Annotated in this window: 25 protein-coding genes and 1 pseudogene; 10 read left to right on the top strand and 16 right to left on the bottom strand. The window is 37.1% G+C overall.

The features are described from left to right. Nucleotides 1-197 precede the first annotated feature (197 nt). The 4 genes from J7E66_RS09945 to J7E66_RS09960 all read right to left on the bottom strand — a co-directional run bounded on the left by J7E66_RS09945 (nucleotide 198) and on the right by J7E66_RS09960 (nucleotide 3,216). Complete coding sequence (locus J7E66_RS09945) at nucleotides 198-389, bottom strand: ComZ family protein (RefSeq protein ID WP_088086062.1); 192 nt, start codon at nucleotides 387-389, stop codon at nucleotides 198-200. An 18-nt stretch (nucleotides 390-407) separates the two neighbouring features. Further along, a complete protein-coding gene (locus J7E66_RS09950) occupies nucleotides 408-1,355 on the bottom strand; it encodes a BMP family ABC transporter substrate-binding protein (RefSeq protein ID WP_214999646.1) in 948 nt (315 codons plus the stop codon). A 219-nt stretch (nucleotides 1,356-1,574) separates the two neighbouring features. Continuing rightward, nucleotides 1,575-2,414, bottom strand: a complete 840-nt coding sequence (locus J7E66_RS09955; protein ID WP_214999648.1) for a Rossmann-fold NAD(P)-binding domain-containing protein — start codon at nucleotides 2,412-2,414, stop codon at nucleotides 1,575-1,577. A 79-nt stretch (nucleotides 2,415-2,493) separates the two neighbouring features. Further along, nucleotides 2,494-3,216 (bottom strand): alpha/beta fold hydrolase, encoded by a 723-nt coding sequence (locus J7E66_RS09960; RefSeq protein WP_214999650.1) that lies wholly within the window; start codon nucleotides 3,214-3,216, stop codon nucleotides 2,494-2,496. 241 nt (nucleotides 3,217-3,457) lie between these two features. Between J7E66_RS09960 and J7E66_RS09965 the strand changes: the two genes are divergently transcribed. Then, the gene (locus J7E66_RS09965; protein ID WP_168242484.1) at nucleotides 3,458-3,643 is read left to right on the top strand and encodes a YjzD family protein; all 186 of its coding nucleotides are present in this window, start codon (nucleotides 3,458-3,460) and stop codon (nucleotides 3,641-3,643) included. Nucleotides 3,644-3,688: 45 nt separating this feature from the next. Here the strand turns inward: J7E66_RS09965 and clpB are convergent, their stop codons facing one another. Beyond that, nucleotides 3,689-6,283 (bottom strand): ATP-dependent chaperone ClpB, encoded by a 2,595-nt coding sequence (gene clpB / locus J7E66_RS09970; protein WP_214999652.1) that lies wholly within the window; start codon nucleotides 6,281-6,283, stop codon nucleotides 3,689-3,691. Nucleotides 6,284-6,449: 166 nt separating this feature from the next. Continuing rightward, nucleotides 6,450-6,629, bottom strand: a complete 180-nt coding sequence (locus tag J7E66_RS09975; protein ID WP_214999654.1) for a YjzC family protein — start codon at nucleotides 6,627-6,629, stop codon at nucleotides 6,450-6,452. 281 nt (nucleotides 6,630-6,910) lie between these two features. On the opposite strand from J7E66_RS09975, the gene J7E66_RS09980 reads away from it, so the two are divergent. After that, nucleotides 6,911-7,603, top strand: coding sequence for a Crp/Fnr family transcriptional regulator (locus J7E66_RS09980; protein ID WP_374103840.1), 693 nt, complete (start codon nucleotides 6,911-6,913; stop codon nucleotides 7,601-7,603). Nucleotides 7,604-7,623: 20 nt separating this feature from the next. Here the strand turns inward: J7E66_RS09980 and J7E66_RS31715 are convergent, their stop codons facing one another. The 3 genes from J7E66_RS31715 to J7E66_RS09995 all read right to left on the bottom strand — a co-directional run bounded on the left by J7E66_RS31715 (nucleotide 7,624) and on the right by J7E66_RS09995 (nucleotide 9,893). Continuing rightward, on the bottom strand, nucleotides 7,624-7,764 hold the full coding sequence (locus J7E66_RS31715; protein ID WP_251032856.1) for a YwiC-like family protein: 141 nt from the start codon (nucleotides 7,762-7,764) through the stop codon (nucleotides 7,624-7,626). A gap of 327 nt (nucleotides 7,765-8,091) precedes the next feature. Further along, nucleotides 8,092-8,640 carry a molybdopterin-guanine dinucleotide biosynthesis protein B gene (gene mobB / locus J7E66_RS09990; RefSeq protein ID WP_214999658.1) on the bottom strand — a complete coding sequence of 183 codons (549 nt, stop codon included), beginning with the start codon at nucleotides 8,638-8,640 and terminating at the stop codon, nucleotides 8,092-8,094. Then, complete coding sequence (locus J7E66_RS09995) at nucleotides 8,628-9,893, bottom strand: molybdopterin molybdotransferase MoeA (RefSeq protein ID WP_214999660.1); 1,266 nt, start codon at nucleotides 9,891-9,893, stop codon at nucleotides 8,628-8,630. The genes mobB and J7E66_RS09995 overlap by 13 nt, the downstream gene beginning before the upstream one ends. A 240-nt stretch (nucleotides 9,894-10,133) precedes the next feature. Here J7E66_RS09995 and ric point away from each other — a divergent pair, with 240 nt between their 5' ends. Next, nucleotides 10,134-10,829, top strand: a complete 696-nt coding sequence (gene ric, locus J7E66_RS10000) for an iron-sulfur cluster repair di-iron protein (protein ID WP_214999662.1) — start codon at nucleotides 10,134-10,136, stop codon at nucleotides 10,827-10,829. A 73-nt stretch (nucleotides 10,830-10,902) separates the two neighbouring features. Here the strand turns inward: ric and moaA are convergent, their stop codons facing one another. Next, nucleotides 10,903-11,919 carry a GTP 3',8-cyclase MoaA gene (gene moaA / locus J7E66_RS10005; protein ID WP_214999664.1) on the bottom strand — a complete coding sequence of 339 codons (1,017 nt, stop codon included), beginning with the start codon at nucleotides 11,917-11,919 and terminating at the stop codon, nucleotides 10,903-10,905. A 219-nt stretch (nucleotides 11,920-12,138) separates the two neighbouring features. Here moaA and J7E66_RS10010 point away from each other — a divergent pair. Further along, nucleotides 12,139-12,689 (top strand): annotated as a pseudogene (locus J7E66_RS10010) (Crp/Fnr family transcriptional regulator); the annotation flags it as partial. A gap of 81 nt (nucleotides 12,690-12,770) precedes the next feature. On the opposite strand, the gene J7E66_RS10015 reads toward J7E66_RS10010, so the two are convergent. Beyond that, a complete protein-coding gene (locus J7E66_RS10015) occupies nucleotides 12,771-13,895 on the bottom strand; it encodes a TIGR04053 family radical SAM/SPASM domain-containing protein (RefSeq protein ID WP_214999666.1) in 1,125 nt (374 codons plus the stop codon). Nucleotides 13,896-14,291: 396 nt separating this feature from the next. Continuing rightward, nucleotides 14,292-14,600: a metal-sulfur cluster assembly factor gene (locus J7E66_RS10020; RefSeq protein ID WP_088086048.1), complete on the bottom strand. Its 309-nt coding sequence runs from the start codon at nucleotides 14,598-14,600 to the stop codon at nucleotides 14,292-14,294. 278 nt (nucleotides 14,601-14,878) lie between these two features. Between J7E66_RS10020 and J7E66_RS10025 the strand changes: the two genes are divergently transcribed. The 3 genes from J7E66_RS10025 (at nucleotide 14,879) to J7E66_RS10035 (ending at nucleotide 16,146) form a co-directional block, all read left to right on the top strand. Next, nucleotides 14,879-15,694 (top strand): Cof-type HAD-IIB family hydrolase, encoded by an 816-nt coding sequence (locus J7E66_RS10025; protein WP_251032857.1) that lies wholly within the window; start codon nucleotides 14,879-14,881, stop codon nucleotides 15,692-15,694. A gap of 112 nt (nucleotides 15,695-15,806) precedes the next feature. Beyond that, the gene (locus J7E66_RS10030) at nucleotides 15,807-15,959 is read left to right on the top strand and encodes a hypothetical protein (protein ID WP_168242474.1); all 153 of its coding nucleotides are present in this window, start codon (nucleotides 15,807-15,809) and stop codon (nucleotides 15,957-15,959) included. Between the two features lies 1 nt (nucleotide 15,960). Further along, a complete protein-coding gene (locus tag J7E66_RS10035) occupies nucleotides 15,961-16,146 on the top strand; it encodes a DUF3813 domain-containing protein (protein ID WP_214999668.1) in 186 nt (61 codons plus the stop codon). A 174-nt stretch (nucleotides 16,147-16,320) separates the two neighbouring features. Here J7E66_RS10035 and J7E66_RS10040 read toward each other — a convergent pair whose 3' ends face one another. Next, nucleotides 16,321-17,163, bottom strand: coding sequence for a YitT family protein (locus J7E66_RS10040; RefSeq protein WP_214999670.1), 843 nt, complete (start codon nucleotides 17,161-17,163; stop codon nucleotides 16,321-16,323). A gap of 124 nt (nucleotides 17,164-17,287) precedes the next feature. Between J7E66_RS10040 and J7E66_RS10045 the strand changes: the two genes are divergently transcribed. Then, nucleotides 17,288-18,148, top strand: coding sequence for a DegV family protein (locus J7E66_RS10045; RefSeq protein WP_214999672.1), 861 nt, complete (start codon nucleotides 17,288-17,290; stop codon nucleotides 18,146-18,148). 40 nt (nucleotides 18,149-18,188) lie between these two features. On the opposite strand, the gene J7E66_RS10050 is transcribed toward J7E66_RS10045, so the two are convergent. Together J7E66_RS10050 and J7E66_RS10055 are read right to left on the bottom strand one after the other, a co-directional pair. Beyond that, complete coding sequence (locus J7E66_RS10050) at nucleotides 18,189-18,320, bottom strand: DUF3941 domain-containing protein (RefSeq protein ID WP_214999673.1); 132 nt, start codon at nucleotides 18,318-18,320, stop codon at nucleotides 18,189-18,191. Nucleotides 18,321-18,387: 67 nt separating this feature from the next. Further along, entirely contained in the window at nucleotides 18,388-19,251 is an 864-nt protein-coding gene (locus J7E66_RS10055) for a CvfB family protein (protein WP_214999675.1), read from the bottom strand. A 136-nt stretch (nucleotides 19,252-19,387) separates the two neighbouring features. Between J7E66_RS10055 and J7E66_RS10060 the strand changes: the two genes are divergently transcribed. Both J7E66_RS10060 and J7E66_RS10065 read left to right on the top strand, forming a co-directional pair. Next, nucleotides 19,388-19,885, top strand: coding sequence for a YajQ family cyclic di-GMP-binding protein (locus J7E66_RS10060; protein ID WP_088086042.1), 498 nt, complete (start codon nucleotides 19,388-19,390; stop codon nucleotides 19,883-19,885). A gap of 113 nt (nucleotides 19,886-19,998) precedes the next feature. After that, nucleotides 19,999-20,871, top strand: coding sequence for an SDR family oxidoreductase (locus J7E66_RS10065; protein ID WP_214999677.1), 873 nt, complete (start codon nucleotides 19,999-20,001; stop codon nucleotides 20,869-20,871). Between the two features lie 27 nt (nucleotides 20,872-20,898). Here J7E66_RS10065 and J7E66_RS10070 read toward each other — a convergent pair whose 3' ends face one another. Then, nucleotides 20,899-22,410: an alpha-amylase family glycosyl hydrolase gene (locus J7E66_RS10070; RefSeq protein WP_214999679.1), complete on the bottom strand. Its 1,512-nt coding sequence runs from the start codon at nucleotides 22,408-22,410 to the stop codon at nucleotides 20,899-20,901. Between the last annotated feature and the right edge of the window lie 50 nt (nucleotides 22,411-22,460).

A 22,460-nucleotide genomic window follows, 5' to 3' on the forward strand; every position in this document is an offset into this window, starting at 1 on the left:
ATTTTAAGCAACTGTTTCTTCTTATTTCTCTCTCCGAATAAGTATATTCCATTAAAAAAAATGGCTAATTAAACTTTGCAGTTGATTTACACTTCAGGCGCTTCTCTCCAATAAAACTTGGCTGTAAAATCAACAAATAATCCTTAACATAGCAAAAAAAATAAATAAGCCCCCTATTACGAGAGCTTACTTCCTTTTTATAGTTCTTTTCGACCTTCAGCTAGACCGAGTTCATATGCTTCTTGCATGACCTTTGTAAAAAGATTCATGAATGGCTCGATTAATTCCATTGATAATTCCACACCGGCCGTGTCCAATTGTTCCTTTGCTTCTGGTAAGTATTTCATCGCGATCTGCATAAATTGAAAAGTTTTATCTTGACTGTTCATATGTACTCCTTCAATTTTTCATTTTGGCAAGTTTCCTGTTTTTTTATAATCTTCAATTTGATTGTTTATCTCCTGAATGAATTCTTTGTTTACATGGGGACTAAATTTACCAAGTGAAATAACATTGTCTTGAAAATCATAGGAAAGGTTACCTGCTTTTAGTTCCCCTTTATTGTATAGATCTGCAACTTTTTCATATAAAATATCTACCTGCTGTATGGTACTTGTTAATACCGTAGATTCACCTAAATCAGATTGGTCAGAAACATAACCGATTACATACATGCCGTGTTCCTTTACTGTTTCTATTACTGGCACATTAAACCCGTCACCAGCAGGATAAATCACATCAATTCCCTTTTCCATCATGTCATTTGCTAATCTAACGGCTTTTATTTCATCATCCCAATTTCCAACATATTCTATACTAACATTCGTGTTTTTATTTTCAGCCATAGCCCCTTGATAGAAGCCCTCAATCTCTGGCTGCCATTCATGGGCAGCTATAACACCGACATTTTGTGTTTTTGACATATGTGCAGCAACCATTCCTCCAAAAAAACCCATCGCGTGAGCTTTAAAATTCAGACTAGTTGTGTTTTTGTTTTTAGCATCACCATTAAAACTAATAAAATGGATTTCAGGATAATCTTTAGAAAGATTATTAAAGTATTCAGCATATTCAGACCCATGGCCGTATATTAGATTTACCCCTTTTTGGTCAAACTCTTCTACTGCACGTTCGACAACTGCTTCTGAATTCATTCCTTCTTTATAAAACACATCCACATTAAATTTTGACTGTATCTTTAACAAACCTTTAAAGCCCTTCGTCCCCCATACTTGGTCATTGACCGTTTCAGGTACTAACAATCCAACCTTTTTTATTTTACCTCTAGGTTTTGTTTCTCCGCAGGCCCCAAGCAAAAAAAGGCATAAAAGTATGATTCCGAAACGGTTTATCATTTCATGCATCTCCTTCGTACTGTTGCCATTTCTATAACACGTTTCCTTTACATTATTAATTTATAGAACAAAGGAAAATAATTCTATGACTGCTTTTTCCAATTTTATTCTAACCTTTCAACAAATAAATGAAAAGACAATTTTAAAAACCACAACACATCTGGATCTTTTTTTATGTTCATATATTTCATGATTCTTTCAATCAGTATGCCAATTGCCTTATAAACGATTATCATACAATCGCTGCACATGTTCCATTTGTGCCAGGATAGAATCTGTAATTGGGGTTACCTTTCTAACTGTTATTTTTAATACTGGAAGATCACCTTGTATTGATGATAAGTTACTTAACCGAGCCTGATTTTCATTGATTTTTAGGAAAGAAGCACACCTGAACCATTGGTCATCCCTTCCACTTTCAATCAAATAACTCCCAGGTTTTCCTTTTTCTATGATTTCTAAAATTGATTTAATGGCATCATCAACAAATATGACATCGTTTATCCATTCCCGTTCTTCATGAGTTATATCTGTCGTTTTATATTTAGAAACAATAGCTTTTTGAAACAAAAAAGTTAACGGCTGCCATGGACCATAAATAGCAGGTAAATACAATATCTGTGTATTCTTTACTAATCCGTTTATCTTACTTAGGAATCCCTCAATTTCTTTTCCCCTAAATGTACTGGTAAGCATTTGAATCGGAAGAATAAAAACGATATTCGCATGTTTGTTATTGTCCTCTATATACTGAATTATCGGCTTTGTTACCTCTTCATTTTGTAAAATTTGTTCCTTTTTAAGCATAAATAAGTCATATATAGAAAATATAATCCTTGTATTACTCATGTCTTCTCTAGGACTATTCTCCAACTCGAATAATGATTTTTCCAGAAAGTTTGCATTTCTACCGACTTCAAGTCTTTTTTCATCAAGAAAATCTATATTATCAACCTCATCTATATGAACGCCATTGACCTCTATTCCTTTATTGAGCAGGTTTTTGCCAACGTGAAAACCAACAAAGTCAAACATCCCAAATATAATTGCCTTGTCCATAAAATATTCCTCCCCATACTTACCTTAATGAATCCTATGCGTATCGCTAAGGAATTATTTCTTTTTGGGGAGGACCAGCCTAGAGGATCGATTCATGGTTGTTGAAAAACTTTAACATCATATTGCCAAGCTGTTGTTTTTTTTCAGGTAGAATGAAAGTAGGGTTTATTTCTGGGTCACTGATTATTTGGTGATACACTTTAGATTGGTTATACGATTTCCCCCCTGAAAGGACATGAATAATTTTAACTGGACATCCAAATTGAAGATTTATTTTATCATCCATACTGAAAATATGGTTTTCGAGTACATATTGGTCCATTTGATGTGCTACTACTAATTCCCTCATTAACTTTTTATAAAAGAATTTATGTTCCTTTTCTTGTTCAAGATGGTTTTTCAAGGAAATAATGGGGTTGAGCAGAATAATTGACCGTATTCGCCCTTTCATTTTCTCCATTAAACTTATGGCAACCAGCGCCCCCATACCTTCGGCTAAGATATGGATTTTGTTATTTAATATTTCACTTCTTATAACATGCTGGTATAACCTCTCGGCAAGCTCAACTGCATTATTGCTTCCCCAGTTTCGCCCATATAGATTTGAGGAAAAAATGGTGTACCCTTTTTCTTTAAGCTGGTTAACAATAGCTAACCTTCCTTCATTTTGTGTCCAAAAGCATTTACTTTCATCGACAAAATGCCTTTCATCTCCAATTATTAAGATCCCAAATCCGGTAGGCTTTTCAGGGTAGTGAATAATATTCCATTGGGTATCCATCTGAAAATTACGATTCTCCATAGATAAATCTCCTTTTACATATTTCCTCACAGTATTGTATGCCGCCTTATTAAAGATGAAAGGGGGGTTAGCCTATTTTATTAAGCTCAGCTGGAAAATTAGTAATTACCCTTTTAAAAACGGAAAATGGCCGGAATAGCCTGAGTGGTATTACTTACCACTGGCGGAAGTTTCACTTTATCATTTCAGAATCATATGATAATATAAATGAAGATGTAAAATAGGTTAGAGGTGAAAAATAGTGCGATTTTTTTGGACCTTTTTCTGGTCATTTCTTTTAGTGCAAATGCTTACATATGTAGTGAGTTCAATGACTGCAGGTGCTAAATATGAATTTATGCCTGCTGCTATTGCTTCAGTTGGGGTAACAATCTTGATTTACATTGCTGCTGCAATAATTCCTAACGAGCCTGCAACAAAACATTAAGAAAAAGGTCATCCTATCAAATGGATGACCTTTTTCTATAGGTATCTAATGAACCGATAAAGTAATCTCACCGTCGTTAATATTTATTTCCACTCTAGACTGATCATGTAACTTGCCAGCGATAATTTCACGGGCTAGCTTGGTTTCAATGTTTCTTTGAATAAATCGTTTTAAAGGCCTTGCCCCATAAATTGGATCAAATCCATTTACGGCAATGAATTCTTTTGCTTCCTCATTAATGATTATATCAATTTGTTGATGTTTTAACCGATTTTGAAGTTCTCTCATCATTTTGGCAACGATATTCTTAATTTCATCCAATGATAGCGGCTTAAAGAGGATCGTCTCATCGATTCGATTTAAGAACTCAGGACGGAAATGTCCCCGTAATTGACTCATCACTTTCTCCCTTACCTCTTCAGAGATTTCAACCTCGGTTTCACTTCTTTCTAGTAAAAAATGTGAGCCAATATTAGAAGTCATTATAATAACTGTATTTTTAAAGTCAACGACACGCCCTTTTGAATCTGTAATTCTTCCGTCATCAAGCGCTTGTAAGAGAATGTTAAATACCTCAGGATGAGCTTTTTCAATTTCATCCATTAAAACAACAGAATATGGTCTTCTCCTTACTGCTTCCGTCAATTGTCCGCCTTCTTCATAGCCAATATAGCCTGGAGGGGCTCCAATTAGGCGGGACACAGCATGCTTCTCCATATATTCAGACATATCGATACGTATAATATGTTCCTCACTGTCGAATAAAGACTCGGCCAATGCTTTCGCTAGCTCCGTTTTCCCAACACCTGTCGGACCTAAAAATAAAAATGATCCAATTGGTCGATTAGGATCCTTAATTCCAGCACGCGCCCTGAGTACTGCATCTGCCACTAAATTTACTGCCTCATTCTGGCCGATGACTCTTTCGTGTAGGATGGATTCCAATTTTAACAGCTTTTCTCTCTCCCCTTCTACTAGCTTAGAAAGGGGTATTCCTGTCCATCTTGATACGATATTGGAGATTTCTTCTCCAGTAACTTCTTCACGAAGCAAACGTTCATCCTTAGCAGTTGCTTTTTCGAGTTCCTTTAGGTCTTTTTCTGCTAACGGAATTTGACCGTGGCGAAGCTCTGCCGCTCGGTTTAAATCGTATTTATCTTCAGCTTGTTGAAGCTCCCTGCGAAGTTTTTCCAGTTGTTCTCTTTTCTCCTGCAATTTCTGTATACTTTGTTTCTCTTGAAGCCATTTCGCCTTCATTTCATTGGCTGTTTCTTTTAAATCAGCTAGTTCTTTTAGGAGTGCCTCCAGCCTCAACTTGCTCCCCTCATCAACCTCTTTACTTAAGGCAGCTTCTTCAATTTCCAATTGCATAACCCTGCGTGTTACTTCATCTAATTCGGTAGGCATTGAATCTATTTCAGTACGTATTAACGCACAAGCCTCATCGACTAGATCAATTGCTTTATCAGGCAAAAAACGATCGGTGATATAACGATCAGATAATGTGGCTGCAGCAACCAAGGCATGGTCATGAATTTTAACACCGTGATGCACTTCATATCGTTCTTTTAACCCTCTTAAGATTGAAATGGTATCTTCAACGTTTGGTTCTTGAACCAGTACCTGCTGAAATCTACGTTCAAGCGCTGGATCCTTTTCAATATATTTTCGGTGCTCATCTAGAGTAGTTGCTCCAATACAATGAAGTTCACCACGGGCCAGCATTGGTTTTAACATATTACCTGCATCCATCGCGCCTTCCGTCTTACCGGCTCCTACGATCGTGTGAATTTCATCAATAAATAACAATATTCGTCCTTCACTTTTTTTGATTTCATTTAGGACTGCTTTCAATCTTTCTTCAAACTCACCTCTAAACTTGGCTCCAGCAATTAGTGCACTCATATCCAATGAGAAAATTGTTTTATCTTTGAGTCCTTCCGGTACATCTTTCCTAACTATCCTTTGTGCCAACCCTTCCACAATTGCAGTTTTCCCTACACCAGGTTCACCGATTAAAACAGGATTATTCTTTGTCTTCCTTGATAATATCCGAATTACATTGCGGATTTCAGAATCACGGCCAATTACTGGATCCATTTTTCCTTCTTTAACCTCAGCAACAAGATCCCGTCCATATTTTTTTAGTGCTTCGTATCCTGCTTCTGGATTTTGTGATGTCACTCTTTGGTTCCCCCTGATTTCTTTAATTGCTTGCAAAACTTTGTCTGGTTGAATTCCAACGTTTTGTAAAATCTTTCGCATTTCTGAATCCTTCGCGTAGACAGCAGCTAACAGAATATGTTCAACCGATAAATACTCATCAGAAAACTTTTTGGCAAACTCCTCGGCACTGACAAAAATTTTTTGCAGCTTGGCTGTGATATAAAGTTTTCCCTGTTCAACCCCGCTTCCCGTAACCTCTGGTTTTTTAGCAAGAGCAGCAGTAAGGTTCTTTCTAATTTTTTCGGGAGGGACACCTGACTTTTCTAATATAGAAGAAATGAGACTATCTTCTTGATCCATTAAACATAAAAACAAATGGGGTTCATCAATCTCTTGATGGTTTTTTTTTACAGCTAGCGACTGAGCATCCATTAGCCCCTTTTGTAACCTTTCTGTCATTCGATTCATATCCATTTTTCATCACACCTCTTTGACCAATTTTGACCTTTTCTTTTATTATAAAACGTCAAATATAAAAAGTAAATTTTTGCAAAGAAGAAAAACAGCAAAAATTGCCCACAAACGCCAAGGCGCAGGCAAAAGAAAAAGCCACCCTATGGATGACCTTTTCCTTATTTATTTATGGTTTCCGCTGATATGTCCAAACACGTTCATCATTTGATGTTTCAGGAAATGGATCCCCTGCTTTTAGCCTTATTTTTTTGGGATTATTAACATTGCTTTCCGTGTCACCGATTTCAACATACACCCCATTATTAGGTGCTTTTTTTCCTGATTTAAACTGATGATTTTGGCCCATTTTTTTCCCTCCTTCTCTTCTACATCTTTATTATTACCTTTTTGTTAGCGGCCCATTATTGGAATTTTTTTGCAAATTATCTTATTAGTCGACATTATTTCCTAAGAAATACGCAAAGATTCTTCAAACTTTTGACGATTGTATGAACTTATTGCTCATTTGTTGCTAATTATTCTTTGTTAACAATATAATTATAGTATTATCTAGCAAATTAAACCTTGACTGTCATTTTTTTAAATCAAATGAGCATTGAATTCGTACCTTTAAAGGTGGTTATGAGTATGCAGTCAGTAAAAGAAATGCCGGTAACACTGTCCCATCTTTTTGATACCGTTCACCATATAAAAAAAGTTGAAAAAGGTACCTTTTTATTTCAAGAAGGCTCTGTAGCCGATGAATTGTATATTGTTCAAAGTGGCATTCTTCAAATCAGCAAGATCATCCCTGACGGAAGAGAACTTACGTTAAGAATGTGCTCGCGTGGTGATTTTGTTGGTGAATTAAACTTATTTTCCCCTTCTTCAAGATATTTATTAAGTGCACGTGTTGTCGAGAGTGGTGAAGTAGCCGTTATTATGAAAGACATGCTTGAAGAAAAACTCTCGCAAAATCTGGCACTTTCATTTGAATTCATTAAGTGGATGAGTCAACAATATCGAAAAACACAAACCAAGTTTCGTGATTTGGTTCTTCATGGAAAAAAAGGGGCTCTTTATTCCACACTTATTCGAATTACCAATAGTTATGGAATTAAAACCAATAAAGGAATATTAATTGAATTACCATTAACCAATCAAGAGTTAGCCAATTTTTGTGGTACATCAAGAGAAGTAGTAAATCGCTTGTTGAGCGATTTACGTAAGGCCGGTATCCTGTCAATAGATAAAGGAACAATTACTATTCATGATTTAGAGTATTTAAAACGGGAAATTGATTGTGAAGATTGTCCAACCGAAATCTGTAAAGTTGATTAGGATTGCTGCTGGCAAACAACTTAAAATAAAGCAAAAAAATCGGTCATATCGACCGATTTTTTTATTTTAATAAGATTATTTGAATTGCCAATGACACCAAGCCAAAAAGGGATGATTAGCATTGCCCACGCACCATGTTGTTTCGGTAAAAATAACTCCATTATTTTCACTCCTCTTCCTTGACTAACCTAAATATAAGCCAGCTAAGCGGAAAAATAAGTGAAACACATCACATAATTACAGTAAAAAAGAAGGACTCCGCCTTCTTTTTGTGACAAATTTGTTTAGGTTAAAATGGAAGTACAGCAAATCTATCTCATCTACTAGGTAACTTCAATCATCTCTAGGTCGGTTATCTGATGAGTGATTGCTGTATTTCCATTAAAGACCCATAATTCTATTTTAACAAACATTATATCCCCTAATTTGTATTGTAGAGTATATCCATATTTCAAGCTGTGACAAAAGTAACAGCTTTGACAATTTTATTAACTTTTTTGATCAATATTATGAACAAGCTCCTGAAGTACTTGCGCAGTCCAGATTAATGCACCTTCATCGTTGATATGAAAGCTGGGCACATTGATTCTTGATGTGATTTGCTCTAGCATTACTTCCTTCCAATACACAATAGCTGAAACATTACTTACGGTATCTAACAAAGTAAGGTCACTTTCATCTCTTAATAGGAGTAACTTCGGGAAGGACTTAAACTTATAGCCTTCGATTAATATTACATCTGGATGAAAGAATTTCATTAACTCAATCTGATCTTCTAGTGATGGATAGAAATTGTCAGCCTGTAACATTAAACTTCCATCTCCTTCCACAATCGAGGCAAGAGCACCTGCATTTAGATGTTTTTCTGTATCTTTCTGCGGTAGCGCTGCGAGCCTTCCTCCATGACCATGATGCTTAATCGTAACTGTTTTAAGTCCTTTTTTTACTAAGTCTTCGATCATTTTGGCTGTTATGGTTGTTTTACCACTATTTTGATAACCAACCACCTGAAAGATAACAGGCTTTACCAAGGCCACACACTGCCAACCTGGTCTTCAAGCAGGAGGACATCCACTTCACTTCCGGCTGTAAAGCCTCTAGTTCCGCCTGGAAGAATCATCAACGAATTCGCTCCAGAAAGGCTCATAATAATGTTAGACTTGTCAAGTCCACTCGGTGTTGCCTTTAGTCTTCCCGCATCTATAAATGTAGAACTTCGGACAAACCTTGTAAATGGATTGGCTTTAGGAAAATCTACTTCTAAAAGAGCTTGCTCTTTACGAAGGTGAGGTTTTTCTGAAAAAAGCAACCTACGGATAATTGGACGGGCAAACAATTCAAAGCCTACATAACAAGCCGAAGGATTACCCGAAAGTCCAAAGAGAAGCTTCCCATTGTGCTGTGCAACCGTCGTCACACTTCCAGGGCGCATGGCAACTTTATTAAAGAAAACCTCTGCCCCAAGCTTTTCATAGATAGCAGGCAGATAATCAAAGTCCCCAACTGACACCCCGCCGGTGGTAATTAATAAGTCTACTTCATTTATTGCTTTTTGAACTGCTTCAAAGCAAGTGTCAAATTCATCAGGAAGCTTTCCAAAATAGTGAACAATGCCTCCCGCTCTTTCAATTTGGGCTGCAATCATATGTGAATTACTATTACGAATTTTTCCTGGAACCAAGGCTTCATTTACTTCTAAAAGCTCTGTCCCTGTTGCAAACAAACCAATACGTGGCTTTTTCGCAACGGACACTCGTTCATATCCAAACGTTGCAAGCATTGCTTGAATTCCAGGATTTATCAATGTTCCTTTTTTCACCAAAACTTCACCCTGCTTGGCATCTTCACCACTGAACGAAACATTATCACCCTTTTTAAAGCTGCGTTTAATGGACATATATGGGATTCCATTCTTTTCGTAGGCCTTTGCCACCTCAAACATAACGACAGCATCTGTTCCCACTGGCATCATTGCGCCAGTCATAATTCTAACAGCTTGGTGCTCCCCAATTACTTTAGTAGAAACCATTCCCGCGCCGATGTGATCGACCACTTCAAATTCAACTACATTGGATAGCGATGCCTCACGTGTATCGATTGACCTGACAGCAAAGCCATCATACGGTGCACGGTCAAAATGGGGCACATCGCTAGTTGCGATCAAATCCTCCGATAAAAAGCGGCCAAAGCTTTCATTTATCGAAACTTGTTCGGTCACACCAAGTAATTGATATTCCATTATGCTTTTGACCGCTTCTCCAATTGGAATCGGTCTTCTTCTTTCGAACAAAATAATCAGCTCCTGCCTTAAACAAATATCTATCCCTTGTGATATGTACTAATAGTCATCGACTAATCAACATTATAAGCTTATTAAAAACTAACTAACATATCAAATGTCACAAAATAAAAGAATCTTGCCAAAAAATATAAGATCATAGGGAATGTGTGATTTAGGTCACCTTGTTTTTTTCTATTTTACATTATGCTTAGGTTAGATTTAATCTTGGACTTTGGGAGGAAATTAAAGATGAGTTTTACAATTACAGCCAATTCATTAATTAAAGATATTGTTAACGAATTACCTAAAACAAGTGATGTTTTCAAAAAGAACCGAATCGATTTTTGCTGCGGTGGTAATATCCCGTTAACTGAAGCAGTTGCTCAAAATAAGCTTAACCTTGAAACTTTGTTAGATGAATTAAAAGAGGTATTTGAAAAATACGAAAACACCGAGAAAGATGTTGAGGTTTGGACTAATTCTGATTCAACTACAATTATTGATCATGTCATTTCCAACTACCATCGTGTATCTGAAGAGGAACTAACTATGCTAAGTCCCTATGTAACGAAGGTTTCACGTGTCCATGGAGATATCCATCCAGAGTTACTAAAGGTTTACGAACTCTTCTATGAATTCAAAAAAGAATTGATGGAGCATATGGCGAAAGAGGAAGCTGTTGTATTTCCATTAATTAAGCAGCTCGCGGATGGAACCGTGGAGAATCGTGAAGAAGCAATTGCAATGATTGTTGAATTAGAAAAGGAACATGACCATGCCGGTGAAATTTTAAGAGAAATCCGTGCAGTAACTTCTGACTACACTCTACCTCTGGATGCATGCGGTACGTACCGTTTAGTATATGCACGCTTGGAAGCATTAGAAGGATTAACCTTTATGCATGTGCATCTTGAAAACAACATCCTATTTCCTAGGTATCTTTAATAAAATCAACAGTCCGCTTTTCTTAAAGCGGCCTGTTTTTTTGTACAAAGAAACTCTCTTCCTGGAAGAGAGTTTAACCACCAATATAGGACATTTCTATTTTTTTACGGTTTTTGTGCGTTTCGGCTGTTCGTTCGTCTGAATATCTGTCATCTCGTCCATTCCAAATGGCGCTCACCCGCTCACGGATTTCTGCGTCAGAGGCACCGTTTCTCATAAAATTACGGATATCATGCCCATTCCCATTAAATAAACAAGTAAAAATCTGACCATTCGCTGAAAGTCGAGAACGAGTGCAACTAGAACAAAACGATTCCGAAACAGATGTGATAAATCCTACATTCACATCTTTATCTTTATAGCGGTACACCTTTGCCACTTCTCCGTAATAGGCTGGGTCAACGGGTTCAAGATCAAATTGTTCTTTTAACAAATAATATATCTGTTTTTTTGTAATAACATCATCCATTTTCCAGCCGTTCGTGGAGCCAACATCCATGAATTCTATATAGCGAAGCTCCAGACTGTTCTCCTTGCAGTACTCTGCCATTGGAATAATTTCAGTATCATTCAAACCTTTTTTGACAACCATATTAATTTTGACCCCAAGACCTGCTTGTTTCGCTGCTTCAATGCCTTCCAAAACTGGCCCAGTTCCAACCCCACGCCCGTTAATTTGGCCAAACAATTCATCGTTCAAGGTATCAAGGCTGACATTTACTCTTTTGAGTCCTGCTTCCTTTAAATCTTGGGCAAATTTCGGCAGGAGCACACCATTCGTCGTTAATCCGATATCAAGTAAGCCCTCAATAGCTGACAGCTTCTTAACAAGAATAGGCATATCTCTTCGAAGAAGAGGTTCTCCTCCAGTTAGGCGAATTTTTTCCACACCCAAACTAACAAATATTTTCGCTAGTCGTTCGATCTCTTCATAGGATAGCAAAGCACTTTTAGGAAGAAACTCAAAATCAGGACCAAATTGATCTGCTGGCATACAGTATTGGCAACGGAAATTACATCGATCAATCACAGAAATTCTTAAGTCATGCAATGGTCTATTTAATTTATCTTTAATAATGGTTTTTTCCATTCCATATCAACTCCATTATTTTAAGGAACCTAATGATATCCAGTGTACCAGTCTTTAGATAAAAAAACTGTTACTTTATTCACTATAACAATACTTTTAAATACAATTCTTATCTTAGCAGAAGTTTTACAATCTATAAATAACTGTTTTGGTAAAAATTTTCCTCTACAGATTTTATTCATTTAACCTAAAATTCAAAAAGAAAATAAATAAACATGATTAAAAATCAGTAAAATTACTTCAGATGGCCGTGAACTTTCATTAAGAATTTGTGGAGAAAATGATATATGCGGGGAATTAACCCTATTTACTGATAACCCCAGATATTTATTAAGTGCAATGGTTCTTGAAGAAGGAGAAATCGTAGCAATAAAAAAGGATATAATCGAAAGTGAAATTTTCCAAAACAGTAAGCTGGCTTTTGAATTTATGAAATGGATGAGTGATCATTTCCGGAAAACACAAACAAAATTTCGCGACCTCGTTTTAAATGGAAAACGAGGTGCCTTTTCTCAACTCTTATCCGTATGTCGAATAGTTATGGTATTCAAAAAGATAATGAAATCTTAATAGATCTGCCGTTAACTAACCAAGAACTTGCCAACTTCTGCGGTACTTCGCGGGAGAGTACAAACCGTATACTTAGTGAACTAAAGAAAGATAAAATCATTTCAGTTAAAAAAGGAAAGATCTCAATATTGGATTTACAATACTTAAAAAATGAAATCGACTGTGAAAATTGTTCTGCCGTTTATTGCAGTATCGAATAGGCTGGCCTTTACTTATTGCAGTTATCAATATAGGCAAGGCTGTCTCACTTTAATGAGGTAGCCTTTTATTATCGGTTTTAATTACTGTTCTTGCTTTTCCCATAATGATTTAGGAATATAAACACAGAATGGCTCGCTTTCTAGATAATCTCCAGTCATTGCATAAGCTCTAGACCTTGATCCCCCGCAAACATAACGGAATTCACAGACACCACATTTCCCTTTAAAAAGATCTGGGTTTCTTAGTGATTGGAAAATTGGTGATTCACGATAAATTTCAGCTAATGGCGTTTCCCGAATATTACCAGCTTTAACGGGTAATAGTCCGCTTGGATATACATCGCCAATATGGGAGATGAAAACAAAACCATTACCATCATTAACACCTTTTGGTGCTCGTCCTAAACCATCGATAGAGCCTGTTAATCCTTTTTCTGTTAATGCGCTTAAATACTCAATCTCATCTGTTGTTTCCTTCGCTTCGCGCATTTTTTGTTGAATCACAACACGTCTGTAGTGCATAGCTTCTGTTGTTTTGATATCAAAAGATACGCGCTTACTTAAATCATATAGCCATCTGAATACTTTTTCATGTTGAACTGGAGAAATCATATCTGATTGTTGACCTCTTCCTGTTGGCACTAGGAAAAAGACACTCCATAACACACATTCTAAATCTTCAACCATTTTTGCCATTTCATCAAGATAGTCAATATTGTAACGGGAAATCACCGTATTAATCTGAATGGGTAATCCAACTTCATGCAAATATTTTATTTTTTCCATGGTAAGGTCGAATGATCCAGCTGTTCCTCTAAAATGGTCATGAATCTCAGCCCTAGGACCATCAATACTAAATGCCCAGCGAGCAAGACCAACTTCTTTTGCTTTTTCAATTGCTTCCTTTGTTACATTTGATGTCGCGCTTGGGGTCATTGATACCCGTACGCCTTTTTCAACTGCATATTTCGCAATATCAAAAACATCTTCTCTCATCAGCGGGTCTCCGCCAGTAAAAACAAGCATCGGATTGTTCATTTCATATATTTGATCAATTAGATTTTTTCCTTCTTCAAAAGATAGTTCACGTGGATCCCTTTTATACTGTGCATCGGCACGGCAGTGCAGGCACTTTAATTGACAAGCTCTAGTGAGTTCCCATATTACGATAAAAGGGTCTTTATTAAAATCTCGGCTAATAGCCATATAAAACGCCTCCTAATAACGGCTATTCAAATCCAACAGCCTTATTTATCTGTATTATAAAGGTGTTTATATTTGAAAAAAGTGAACTATCTCACATTCTGTAAGCTAGATATGTCTGAATCGTGAAGAATAAGAAAAGCGTAAGCGCCCGGTTAGCTGCGTATGGACTGGAGCACTTTGTCTGAGATAAAGGAAACACGGAGGGCGTTAGCGATCCGATGTTGACTTATCGTAGGGAAAAGGGCGAAGTACACTAGCCGCTGGGCGCTGGAGCTAGACAGTTATCTAAGTTCAAATTTTCAACTTTCTTATTTTGAAATAAAAAAACAGCAGAAAATCTGCTGTTTCTAAAAAATACGCTTATTTTACTGAGAGTTCAAAAGCCTCTAATTAAGCTTAGCGAATTCCTAATGCGATTTTCGCATAACGTGACATCATTTCTTTATTCCATGGAGGATTAAAAACAATATTTACTTCTACTTCTTTGATTTCCGGAATGTCGGCCAATGCCCGTTTAACCTGGTCAACAATTGTTCCAGCAAGTGGGCAGCCCATTGAAGTTAACGTCATGGTAATCGTTACGTTTCCTTCTTCATCCATTTCAGCATTATATACTAATCCTAAATTAACAATATCTACTCCTAGTTCAGGGTCGATTACTAGTTCTAAGGCACCCATGATATTTTCTTTTAGTTCTTCATTCATGTTTGATCCACTCCTTCATTATCTTTGTCCCACTCTATTATAGCAAATTATCAAGCATGCCAAGATTGAGACTTAGTTTAAAAAAGTATATAGTTTTTTTATATCATTTGGTGTGAATTTTTTTACAGTTTAGATATAAAATTGTTAACATAGTAAATATAGGAATTAATAATTCCACTAAGTATTAAATTCATAATTGCAGTGTAACATGTATATAAATTTTTTCCTAAAGCGACGCACTTTATTAGCGATGAAAATTATAATTAGAAGGAGTTATTATGACAGATAGACACTTAATTGCATTAGATTTGGATGGGACATTATTAAAAGATGATAAAACGATATCATTAAAAACACACGGAATTATTAAAAAAGCAAGAGAACAAGGTCATATCGTTATGATTGCAACAGGAAGGCCTTATCGTTCCAGTGAGATGTACTATCGGGAATTGGATTTGGACACTCCGATTGTCAATTTCAATGGAGCATTTATGCATCACCCTCGAAAACCTGACTGGGGATTTTATCATGAACCTCTTGATATAAAGGTTGCAAAAGAAATTGTGGAAGCGTGCAGAAGTTTCCACTTCCATAATATAATTGCCGAAGTGATCGATGATGTTTACTTCCATTACCATGATGAAAAGCTGTTAGATATTTTCAACTTTGGCAATCCAAAAATCACTACGGGAGACCTGGCAAATTATCTAAATGATTCACCCACGAGTTTATTAATTCATACGGAGGCGGATCAATTAAAGATAATTCGCGAACACTTATCGGCTGTCCATGCAGAAGTTATCGATCATCGCAGTTGGGCCGCTCCATGGCATGTGGTTGAAATTATAAAGGTTGGCTTAAGTAAGGCCGTGGGGTTAAAAAAGGCTTCTGATTATTATGGTATTCCCGCTGATAGAATTATTGCGTTTGGCGATGAAGACAACGACCTTGAAATGCTTGAATATGCTGGTCATGGAATTGCCATGGGAAATGGAATCGACAGTGTGAAAAATATTGCTAATGACGTCACTTTAAGTAACGAAGAAGATGGTGTTGCTCAATATTTGGCGGATTTGTTAAATATAAAATATTAACACTCATTTCACCATTGTTTACCTAAATGAACCGCCCCCTTTTGGTACATACTATTTTTTGAGGCAGCGTTGCTGTTTCAATATGAGCTATGAGCATATTGGAGGGATTCGAATGGGTAAACGAAACAAATCAAAACGCTTTGTCCAGCAAGGAGTGGATACGGTCAGTAAGCATGCTGAACGTATTCCTTATCACATGACATACGCTGAAGCGGAAGCTCAGAAGATGTCCAATGTGCAAGAATCCTCGCTTGGAGGAATATAACATGGGAAACCAATTGTTCCAAGAAGCACGAAGATTTGTTGAGATGGCGAAGTCTGCCGACCCAGCTGATCTTGATTCTGCTGTCGCGAAAGCTAAAAATGCATTAAGTTCTGCTTATGCAAATTCGACTGTAGCAGAGCAAGCACAGCTCCAACAAATGCAACAAGAGCTTGAACAGATGAGTTAAAAGGAAAAGCGGAGGCACCTAAGGGCGCTTCCGCTTTTCTTTTTGTCTAGCTACAGAGCCTAGGGGCTCGGGGTCATAAGCCAATCCGTACTGAAGGTTAAAAAGCAACCTTCAAGCCGGCTCGTCTTATGCCTGTCGCCCCTGAACAAGGCGCTTCTGCTTTCCTTTTTAACTCTATTCCTTGCGAAAAAATCCATAGATATTGGTTGTTTGAATGATATTTGTAAAGGCATTGGGATCCACTTCCTTAAGGATCCTTTCCAAATCAAAGAGCTCATAGCGGGTAATAACAACCATCAACATTTCTCTTGCTTCGTTTGAGAACGCACCTTTTGCTGGTAGAATCGTGATTCCTCTTACAAGTTTTTCTTGTATCGCCTTTTTCATGACATCAGCCTTTTTGGTAATAATTATTGCAGTGAGTTTTGCATGTCTAGTATGAATGGCGTCAATCACTCTAGTCGAAGTATATAAAGTGACAAGTGTATAAAGTGCTTTCTCCCAGCCATACAAAAATCCTGCTGTTATAATAATCACTCCATTTATAACCAACATATAGGGTCCAATCGGCTTGTCTTTCATTCTCGATAAAACCATTGCAATGATATCTACTCCGCCTGTTGAAGCCCCCCATTTTAACGTAATCCCGACGCCAACAGCTTGGATAACGCCACCAAAAACAGCATTTAGAAGAATATCATTCGAAACTTGTTTAATAGGAATTAGTATTAAAAACAACGAGGAAAGGGCAACACTTATAAAGCTATAGACGGTAAAGGATTTCCCTACCTTTTTCCAGCCTAAAATGGCCACAGGAATATTCAGCAATAATAATAAGAACCCTAGTGAAACATGGATAGGAGAATAGTCACTTAACACCTTTGAAAGTAGTTGCGCTATTCCAGTAAATCCACTTGAATAAATATTTGCAGGTATTAAAAATAAATTCATTGCTAATGCACCTAACAATGAACCCGCTGCCACCACTGCCAGTTTTTGCGCCTGGAGCCATATCATTTCAATTTCCCCCTTTTTATTTGATTGTCAGTCCATTAATACTTTTGTCGTGATTGCTAATTGTATTTTTATGGTGAAACCGATAAACTGAAACTATAAATTAGCCTGAAAGCAGGTGAGCTTCATGCAGGTAAGAATACTAGCTGATAGCGCATGCGATTTACCAAAAAGTTTTTATGAAGAGAATCATGTTACTTTATTTCCTTTAAAAGTCGAGATTAATGGAAAAGAATTTGAAGATGTAAAATCAATTGATCCAAACACCGTCTATGAGGCAATCCGTAATGGTGTTGTTCCAAAAACATCTCAAGTCTCCCCACTTCTGTTTGAGGAAGTATTTACCGAAATGGCAGAAAAAGATGAAGATGGGATATACATAGCTTTTTCTTCAGAATTATCTGGTACATATTCAACCGCTGTTATGATTCTTGACCAAGTGAAGGAAAAATATCCAAATTTTAAATTAACAATTGTCGATACAAAATGTGCATCGCTTGGATCTGGTCTTGTAGTTATAGAAGCAGCATCACTCGCCATGAAAGGTGTCGGTAAAGAAACAATCTTAGAAGATGTTGTTTTTAGAAGCCAACACATGGAACATCTTTTTACTGTTGAAGATTTAGATTATTTAGCAAAGGGTGGCCGAGTATCAAAAGCATCTGCCTTCCTCGGCGGATTATTGAACATTAAGCCCATCTTAAATGTAGAAGCCGGAAAACTTGTTCCAATTGAAAAAATACGTGGGAAGAAAAAAGTAATGCGCCGTATCATCGAAATCATGAAGGAACGCGGGGCAAATATGAAAGACCAAGTGATTGGGATTAGCCAAGCTGATTGTGAAGAAACTACATTAGAAATGAAAGCACTGATTAAAGAAGAATTCCATCCGAAAGAGGTATTCATTTCTTCCATTGGTTCTGCCGTTGGGTCACATACAGGTGCAGGAACAATCGCCATTTTTTTCTTAAATCAAATGCCTTCTTAATAAGAAAAAAATGAGTGAGGTGCGCACCTCACTCATTTTTCTATTTATGGTCTGTCAGCTTGGAGTATTGATTTTTTCCAGCTTGACGATTTTTTTCGCGCATCATATTCTTTTCATGGCGAAGGGCATTGTTGTCTTTTGCTTTTTTATCGTTGTCTGATGTGTGTGGCATATCCTTACCCCTTTCAAATAGATTCACTTTAGTTTCTGTCAATTTGAAAAGAGTATGTAAAAACACATTAATCTTTCTTTACATATGTCCAGTTGCCCTCTTGGTATACCCTGCCCTCTTTCATGAGCTTTCCAAGTGCCCGCTTGAAGGCACCTTTGCTCAAATCGAAACGATCCTTAATATCTTCAGGCATGCTTTTATCGTTATAGGGCATGGCTCCATTTCTGCTCATTAGATATTCATATATCCGTTCCGCATCTAGATCCTGTGATTCCTCTTTCCTTGCCAGTAAAGAAACATTAATTGTTCCGTCTTCCTTAACGTCAATAATCCTTCCCTCAACCTTTTCACCTATCCGTGGCTCTTCTGGTCTTTGTGATTCATGAATGAAACCTTTGAACCCTTCTATTGTATAGATCCAGCTGCCTACTTTAGCTGTGCGATAAATATGTCCCTGCACATTTTTATTAAAATTTTCTCTTGTTGCTTTTACGGAAATGGATTCAATTACTTGGTCACTGGCAAGCTTCGCGTAAAGAAGGTAATTGCTGCTTAGCTTTAAAGTTATGTAGACTAAATCTCCTGGCTTCGGCCATACGGACTTATGCACAGGCAAATCATCGATTCCTAACAAAATATCCTTTGGAAGTCCTATATTGATAAAGACGCCAATTCTGGGATTTATGTCCGTTACTTTAACCCAAGCATATCGTCCAATCGCAACCTCAGGAATTGTGGTTGATGCAGAGATTCGACCTTCTGAATCAACATAAAGAAACACCTCAACCTGATCCTCTTCTTCTAATTCTTGATTGGCTTGATTTATATGCAGCAAAACATCTTCATTACCGTCTGTTAAAAAATAGCCAAAGGATGCTTTACGGGCGACTGTTAATGTGGTTGTTTGACCAATAAGTTCATTTAAAGACATATATAACTCCTTCTTTCTTTTTCGGAGAATTTTCCTAAGCAGTTGTTACAACTGCTATATTTTACTATAATGTACCCATAAAGGGAAACTTTAGCAGGCTGGGTTTCACAAATCGTTATTAAATGGAGGTTTTGTTATGTCAAAAGATAGCTCATTTGATATTGTATCTCAAGTAGACTTATCTGAAGTTTCAAATGCGATTGCCCAAACCATGAAGGAAATTGGCACTCGCTATGATTTTAAAGGCAGTAAAAGTGAAGTCTCACTTGATAAAGAAAAAGAAGAGCTTGTTCTTATTTCAGATGATGAATATAAAATGGACCAGCTTAAAGATGTTTTATTTAGCAAATTGATGAAACGAAGCGTTCCCGTTAGAAATCTTGACTATGGGAAAGTCGAAAAAGCATCAGGTGGAACTGTTCGCCAAAGAGCCAAGCTTGTTCAAGGTATTGATAAAGAAAATGCAAAAAAAATCAATACAATTATTAAAAATAGTGGCGTCAAGGTAAAAAGTCAGGTACAGGACGACCAAGTTCGTGTTAGCGGTAAAAACCGCGATGATTTACAAAAAATAATCTCCCTCGTGCGCGAAGCGGACTTAACTGTAGATGTCCAGTTTATTAATTATCGGTAAAACAAAACGGCGGAAGGATTTAAAATCCTTTCGCTTTTTATTATCTTTATTTTTCATAATTTAACCCATTTAACTAAAACTAATTGTGAGTAAACACTTGGAGGTTTTAGTAAATGAGCAACAATCAAAATAAACAAAAGAATATCTTTCCACCTCAGCATCAGAACCATCAACCTGGCATAGAAAGTGAAATGGATCCTCGGCCTATTTCAGTTGATCCTAATTATAAGCCTGGAGGAAAATTAGCAGGTAAAACAGCGATTATTACCGGTGGCGACAGTGGTATAGGAAAATCAGTTGCAATTTATTTTGCCAAAGAAGGTGCAGACATTGCTATTGTCTATTTAGAAGAGCATCAAGATGCAGAAGAAACTAAACAAATGATTGAAGCCGAGGGTCGAAGATGTCTTCTTTATTCGGGTGACATTGGCAATGAAGATTTTTGTAAGGAGACTGTCAATAAGATTCATTCTGAGTTTAGCCATTTAGATATACTCGTCAACAATGCAGCGGAACAACATCCGCAAAAAAGCTTATTGTCTATTACTTCGGATCAATTGGAAAAAACGTTCCGAACGAATATTTTCTCCTTTTTTTATATGACTAAAATGGTTCTGCCTTTTTTAAAACAAGGGGCATCCATCATTAATACTGCCTCGATTACTGCTTACAAGGGGAATGAACAATTATTGGACTATTCAGCTACAAAAGGTGCGGTTGTCTCCTTTACCCGCTCTTTAGCGATGTCTCTAGCACCTCAAGGGATTCGTGTTAATGGTGTGGCTCCAGGTCCCATTTGGACACCACTCATTCCATCGACTTTCCCCGCAGACCAGGTTGCAGCTTTCGGATCAACTACCCCAATGGGGAGAGCAGGACAACCATTTGAATTGGCCGCAAGCTATGTTTTCCTGGCTTCAGATGACTCCTCCTATGTAAGCGGGCAAATGATACATGTAAATGGCGGAGAAATTATCAATAGTTAAAAAAATGTCGGGGATTTCCCCGACATTTTATCTTCTTCGTTTCCTTATTTTATAAAGAAATAAGAAACACAACAGGTATACAACGGCTAAGCTTGCAATTAATGAGAATTTGATGCCACTTTTCTCAGCTAAAACATATACCTCTGAATTATCCCGATCAAGGATGATCATGTATTTATTATCTTCACTTTGAACTTTATCTCCTGCCAACAGGCCCCGCAGCTCTTTTCCACCTTCAATTTGACTATTTGTTAACGTAACACTTTGGGATTTACTCGAATTATTGATTGCAATTATTGACGTTTCACCTTTATAAACTCGTTTATAAACTGCCATTCCCTTTTGATCATAGAGCATTTCCATTGTCCCTCTTGTTAGCGATGGAAGCTGATTTCTTAATTCACTCACCTTGGTAATATAATCAATCAGGTCCTTTTCCGCTCGAAAGCTCATTTGCCCACGGTTATCCGGGATTTCTCCCCCATTTAAAGCAATTTCACTTCCATAATAAAAGAAGGGGATTCCAGGTGTCGTGTAAAGATAAACCAATGCAGTTTTCCAGCGTGAGCCAGGGAATTGTTTCTTTGCCACAATGTCACTCGTAAATCTTGACGTATATTCATTATCCATAAAATTTGCCCTTAATAAGGAGTTCAGACCATTATCAGCATCCGAATAAAGTGTGCTGAAAGATTGATCCGTACCTGCAAACGTTTTTCTTAACTTTTCGCTATACGAGTAATCAACTACACTATCTATTCCAGCACTTTCATACTCTTTCAGATTAGTTGAAGTATTTTTTGACATGACTCCCAACAGAAAGAAATCCTTGTTTTCTTTCTTAACTTCAGTTGAAAAATCTGTCCAAAAGCTTACTGGAACATAATTTACTTCTGGTAGACTAAGACCATCAATATCCGTTTTATTAATCCACCATTTTGCTGCATCAATTAAGTACTTTTTTACTTCAGGGTTGTCCTGATTAAGGTCAGGCAGGCCCTCCGACCAGCCCATTTCAAGCTCCTTCTGATTTTCATTTCCAGCTAGGGTATCCTTTTTTTCATGAAACCAGTCCTGCTTATTAGTATCACTTAACCATGGATGGTCCGCGGCTACATTATTCGTCACAAAATCCATGATAACCTTCATCTTTCGCTTATGCGCTTCTTTTACAAGCGTTTGGAAAGTCTTAATTGTGCCAAAATGCTCGTCTACTTTGTAAAAATCATTCACCCAAAAACCATGGTAGCCATTCTTCACATTGTCAACTATCGGAGTTAGTCGAATCGAAGTAAATCCCATATCATGGATGTAATCCAATTTATCAATAATACCTTGGATATCACCGCCGTTATATGCTAATGGGTCTTTGGCATTAACATCGATGTCATTTTTTCTATCCCCGTCGTTAAAACGATCTACCATGATAGAATAAACGGATTCATCCTGCCACAAACGTTCTTCTTTTTCAACAGCAGCATTTGCAGGAAATGATGAATTTAGTAATAATAGCATTAAAATAAAAGTAATTTTTTTCATAAAGTTATATCCTCCTCTAAAAAAAGAAGAGGATATCCTCTTCCCTACAC

The organism is Bacillus sp. ISL-7 (genome assembly GCF_018613065.1).

What these genes read in the sequence shown, in the direction of transcription:
- J7E66_RS10015 (WP_214999666.1), bottom strand. Translation starts at nt 13,895, where the DNA reads ATGGCTATTAGCCGAGATTTTAATAAAGACCCTTTTATCGTAATATGG.
- J7E66_RS09950 (WP_214999646.1), bottom strand. Translation starts at nt 1,355, where the DNA reads ATGATAAACCGTTTCGGAATCATACTTTTATGCCTTTTTTTGCTTGGG.
- J7E66_RS09975 (WP_214999654.1), bottom strand. Translation starts at nt 6,629, where the DNA reads ATGGGCCAAAATCATCAGTTTAAATCAGGAAAAAAAGCACCTAATAAT.
- J7E66_RS10050 (WP_214999673.1), bottom strand. Translation starts at nt 18,320, where the DNA reads ATGCCACACACATCAGACAACGATAAAAAAGCAAAAGACAACAATGCC.
- J7E66_RS10030 (WP_168242474.1), top strand. Translation starts at nt 15,807, where the DNA reads ATGGGTAAACGAAACAAATCAAAACGCTTTGTCCAGCAAGGAGTGGAT.
- clpB (WP_214999652.1), bottom strand. Translation starts at nt 6,283, where the DNA reads ATGGATATGAATCGAATGACAGAAAGGTTACAAAAGGGGCTAATGGAT.
- J7E66_RS10040 (WP_214999670.1), bottom strand. Translation starts at nt 17,163, where the DNA reads ATGATATGGCTCCAGGCGCAAAAACTGGCAGTGGTGGCAGCGGGTTCA.
- J7E66_RS10065 (WP_214999677.1), top strand. Translation starts at nt 19,999, where the DNA reads ATGAGCAACAATCAAAATAAACAAAAGAATATCTTTCCACCTCAGCAT.
- J7E66_RS10070 (WP_214999679.1), bottom strand. Translation starts at nt 22,410, where the DNA reads ATGAAAAAAATTACTTTTATTTTAATGCTATTATTACTAAATTCATCA.
- J7E66_RS10025 (WP_251032857.1), top strand. Translation starts at nt 14,879, where the DNA reads ATGACAGATAGACACTTAATTGCATTAGATTTGGATGGGACATTATTA.
- J7E66_RS10055 (WP_214999675.1), bottom strand. Translation starts at nt 19,251, where the DNA reads ATGTCTTTAAATGAACTTATTGGTCAAACAACCACATTAACAGTCGCC.
- ric (WP_214999662.1), top strand. Translation starts at nt 10,134, where the DNA reads ATGAGTTTTACAATTACAGCCAATTCATTAATTAAAGATATTGTTAAC.
- J7E66_RS10045 (WP_214999672.1), top strand. Translation starts at nt 17,288, where the DNA reads ATGCAGGTAAGAATACTAGCTGATAGCGCATGCGATTTACCAAAAAGT.
- J7E66_RS10060 (WP_088086042.1), top strand. Translation starts at nt 19,388, where the DNA reads ATGTCAAAAGATAGCTCATTTGATATTGTATCTCAAGTAGACTTATCT.
- moaA (WP_214999664.1), bottom strand. Translation starts at nt 11,919, where the DNA reads ATGGAAAAAACCATTATTAAAGATAAATTAAATAGACCATTGCATGAC.
- J7E66_RS10020 (WP_088086048.1), bottom strand. Translation starts at nt 14,600, where the DNA reads ATGAATGAAGAACTAAAAGAAAATATCATGGGTGCCTTAGAACTAGTA.
- J7E66_RS31715 (WP_251032856.1), bottom strand. Translation starts at nt 7,764, where the DNA reads ATGGAGTTATTTTTACCGAAACAACATGGTGCGTGGGCAATGCTAATC.
- J7E66_RS10035 (WP_214999668.1), top strand. Translation starts at nt 15,961, where the DNA reads ATGGGAAACCAATTGTTCCAAGAAGCACGAAGATTTGTTGAGATGGCG.
- J7E66_RS09980 (WP_374103840.1), top strand. Translation starts at nt 6,911, where the DNA reads ATGCAGTCAGTAAAAGAAATGCCGGTAACACTGTCCCATCTTTTTGAT.
- J7E66_RS09960 (WP_214999650.1), bottom strand. Translation starts at nt 3,216, where the DNA reads ATGGAGAATCGTAATTTTCAGATGGATACCCAATGGAATATTATTCAC.
- J7E66_RS09955 (WP_214999648.1), bottom strand. Translation starts at nt 2,414, where the DNA reads ATGGACAAGGCAATTATATTTGGGATGTTTGACTTTGTTGGTTTTCAC.
- J7E66_RS09945 (WP_088086062.1), bottom strand. Translation starts at nt 389, where the DNA reads ATGAACAGTCAAGATAAAACTTTTCAATTTATGCAGATCGCGATGAAA.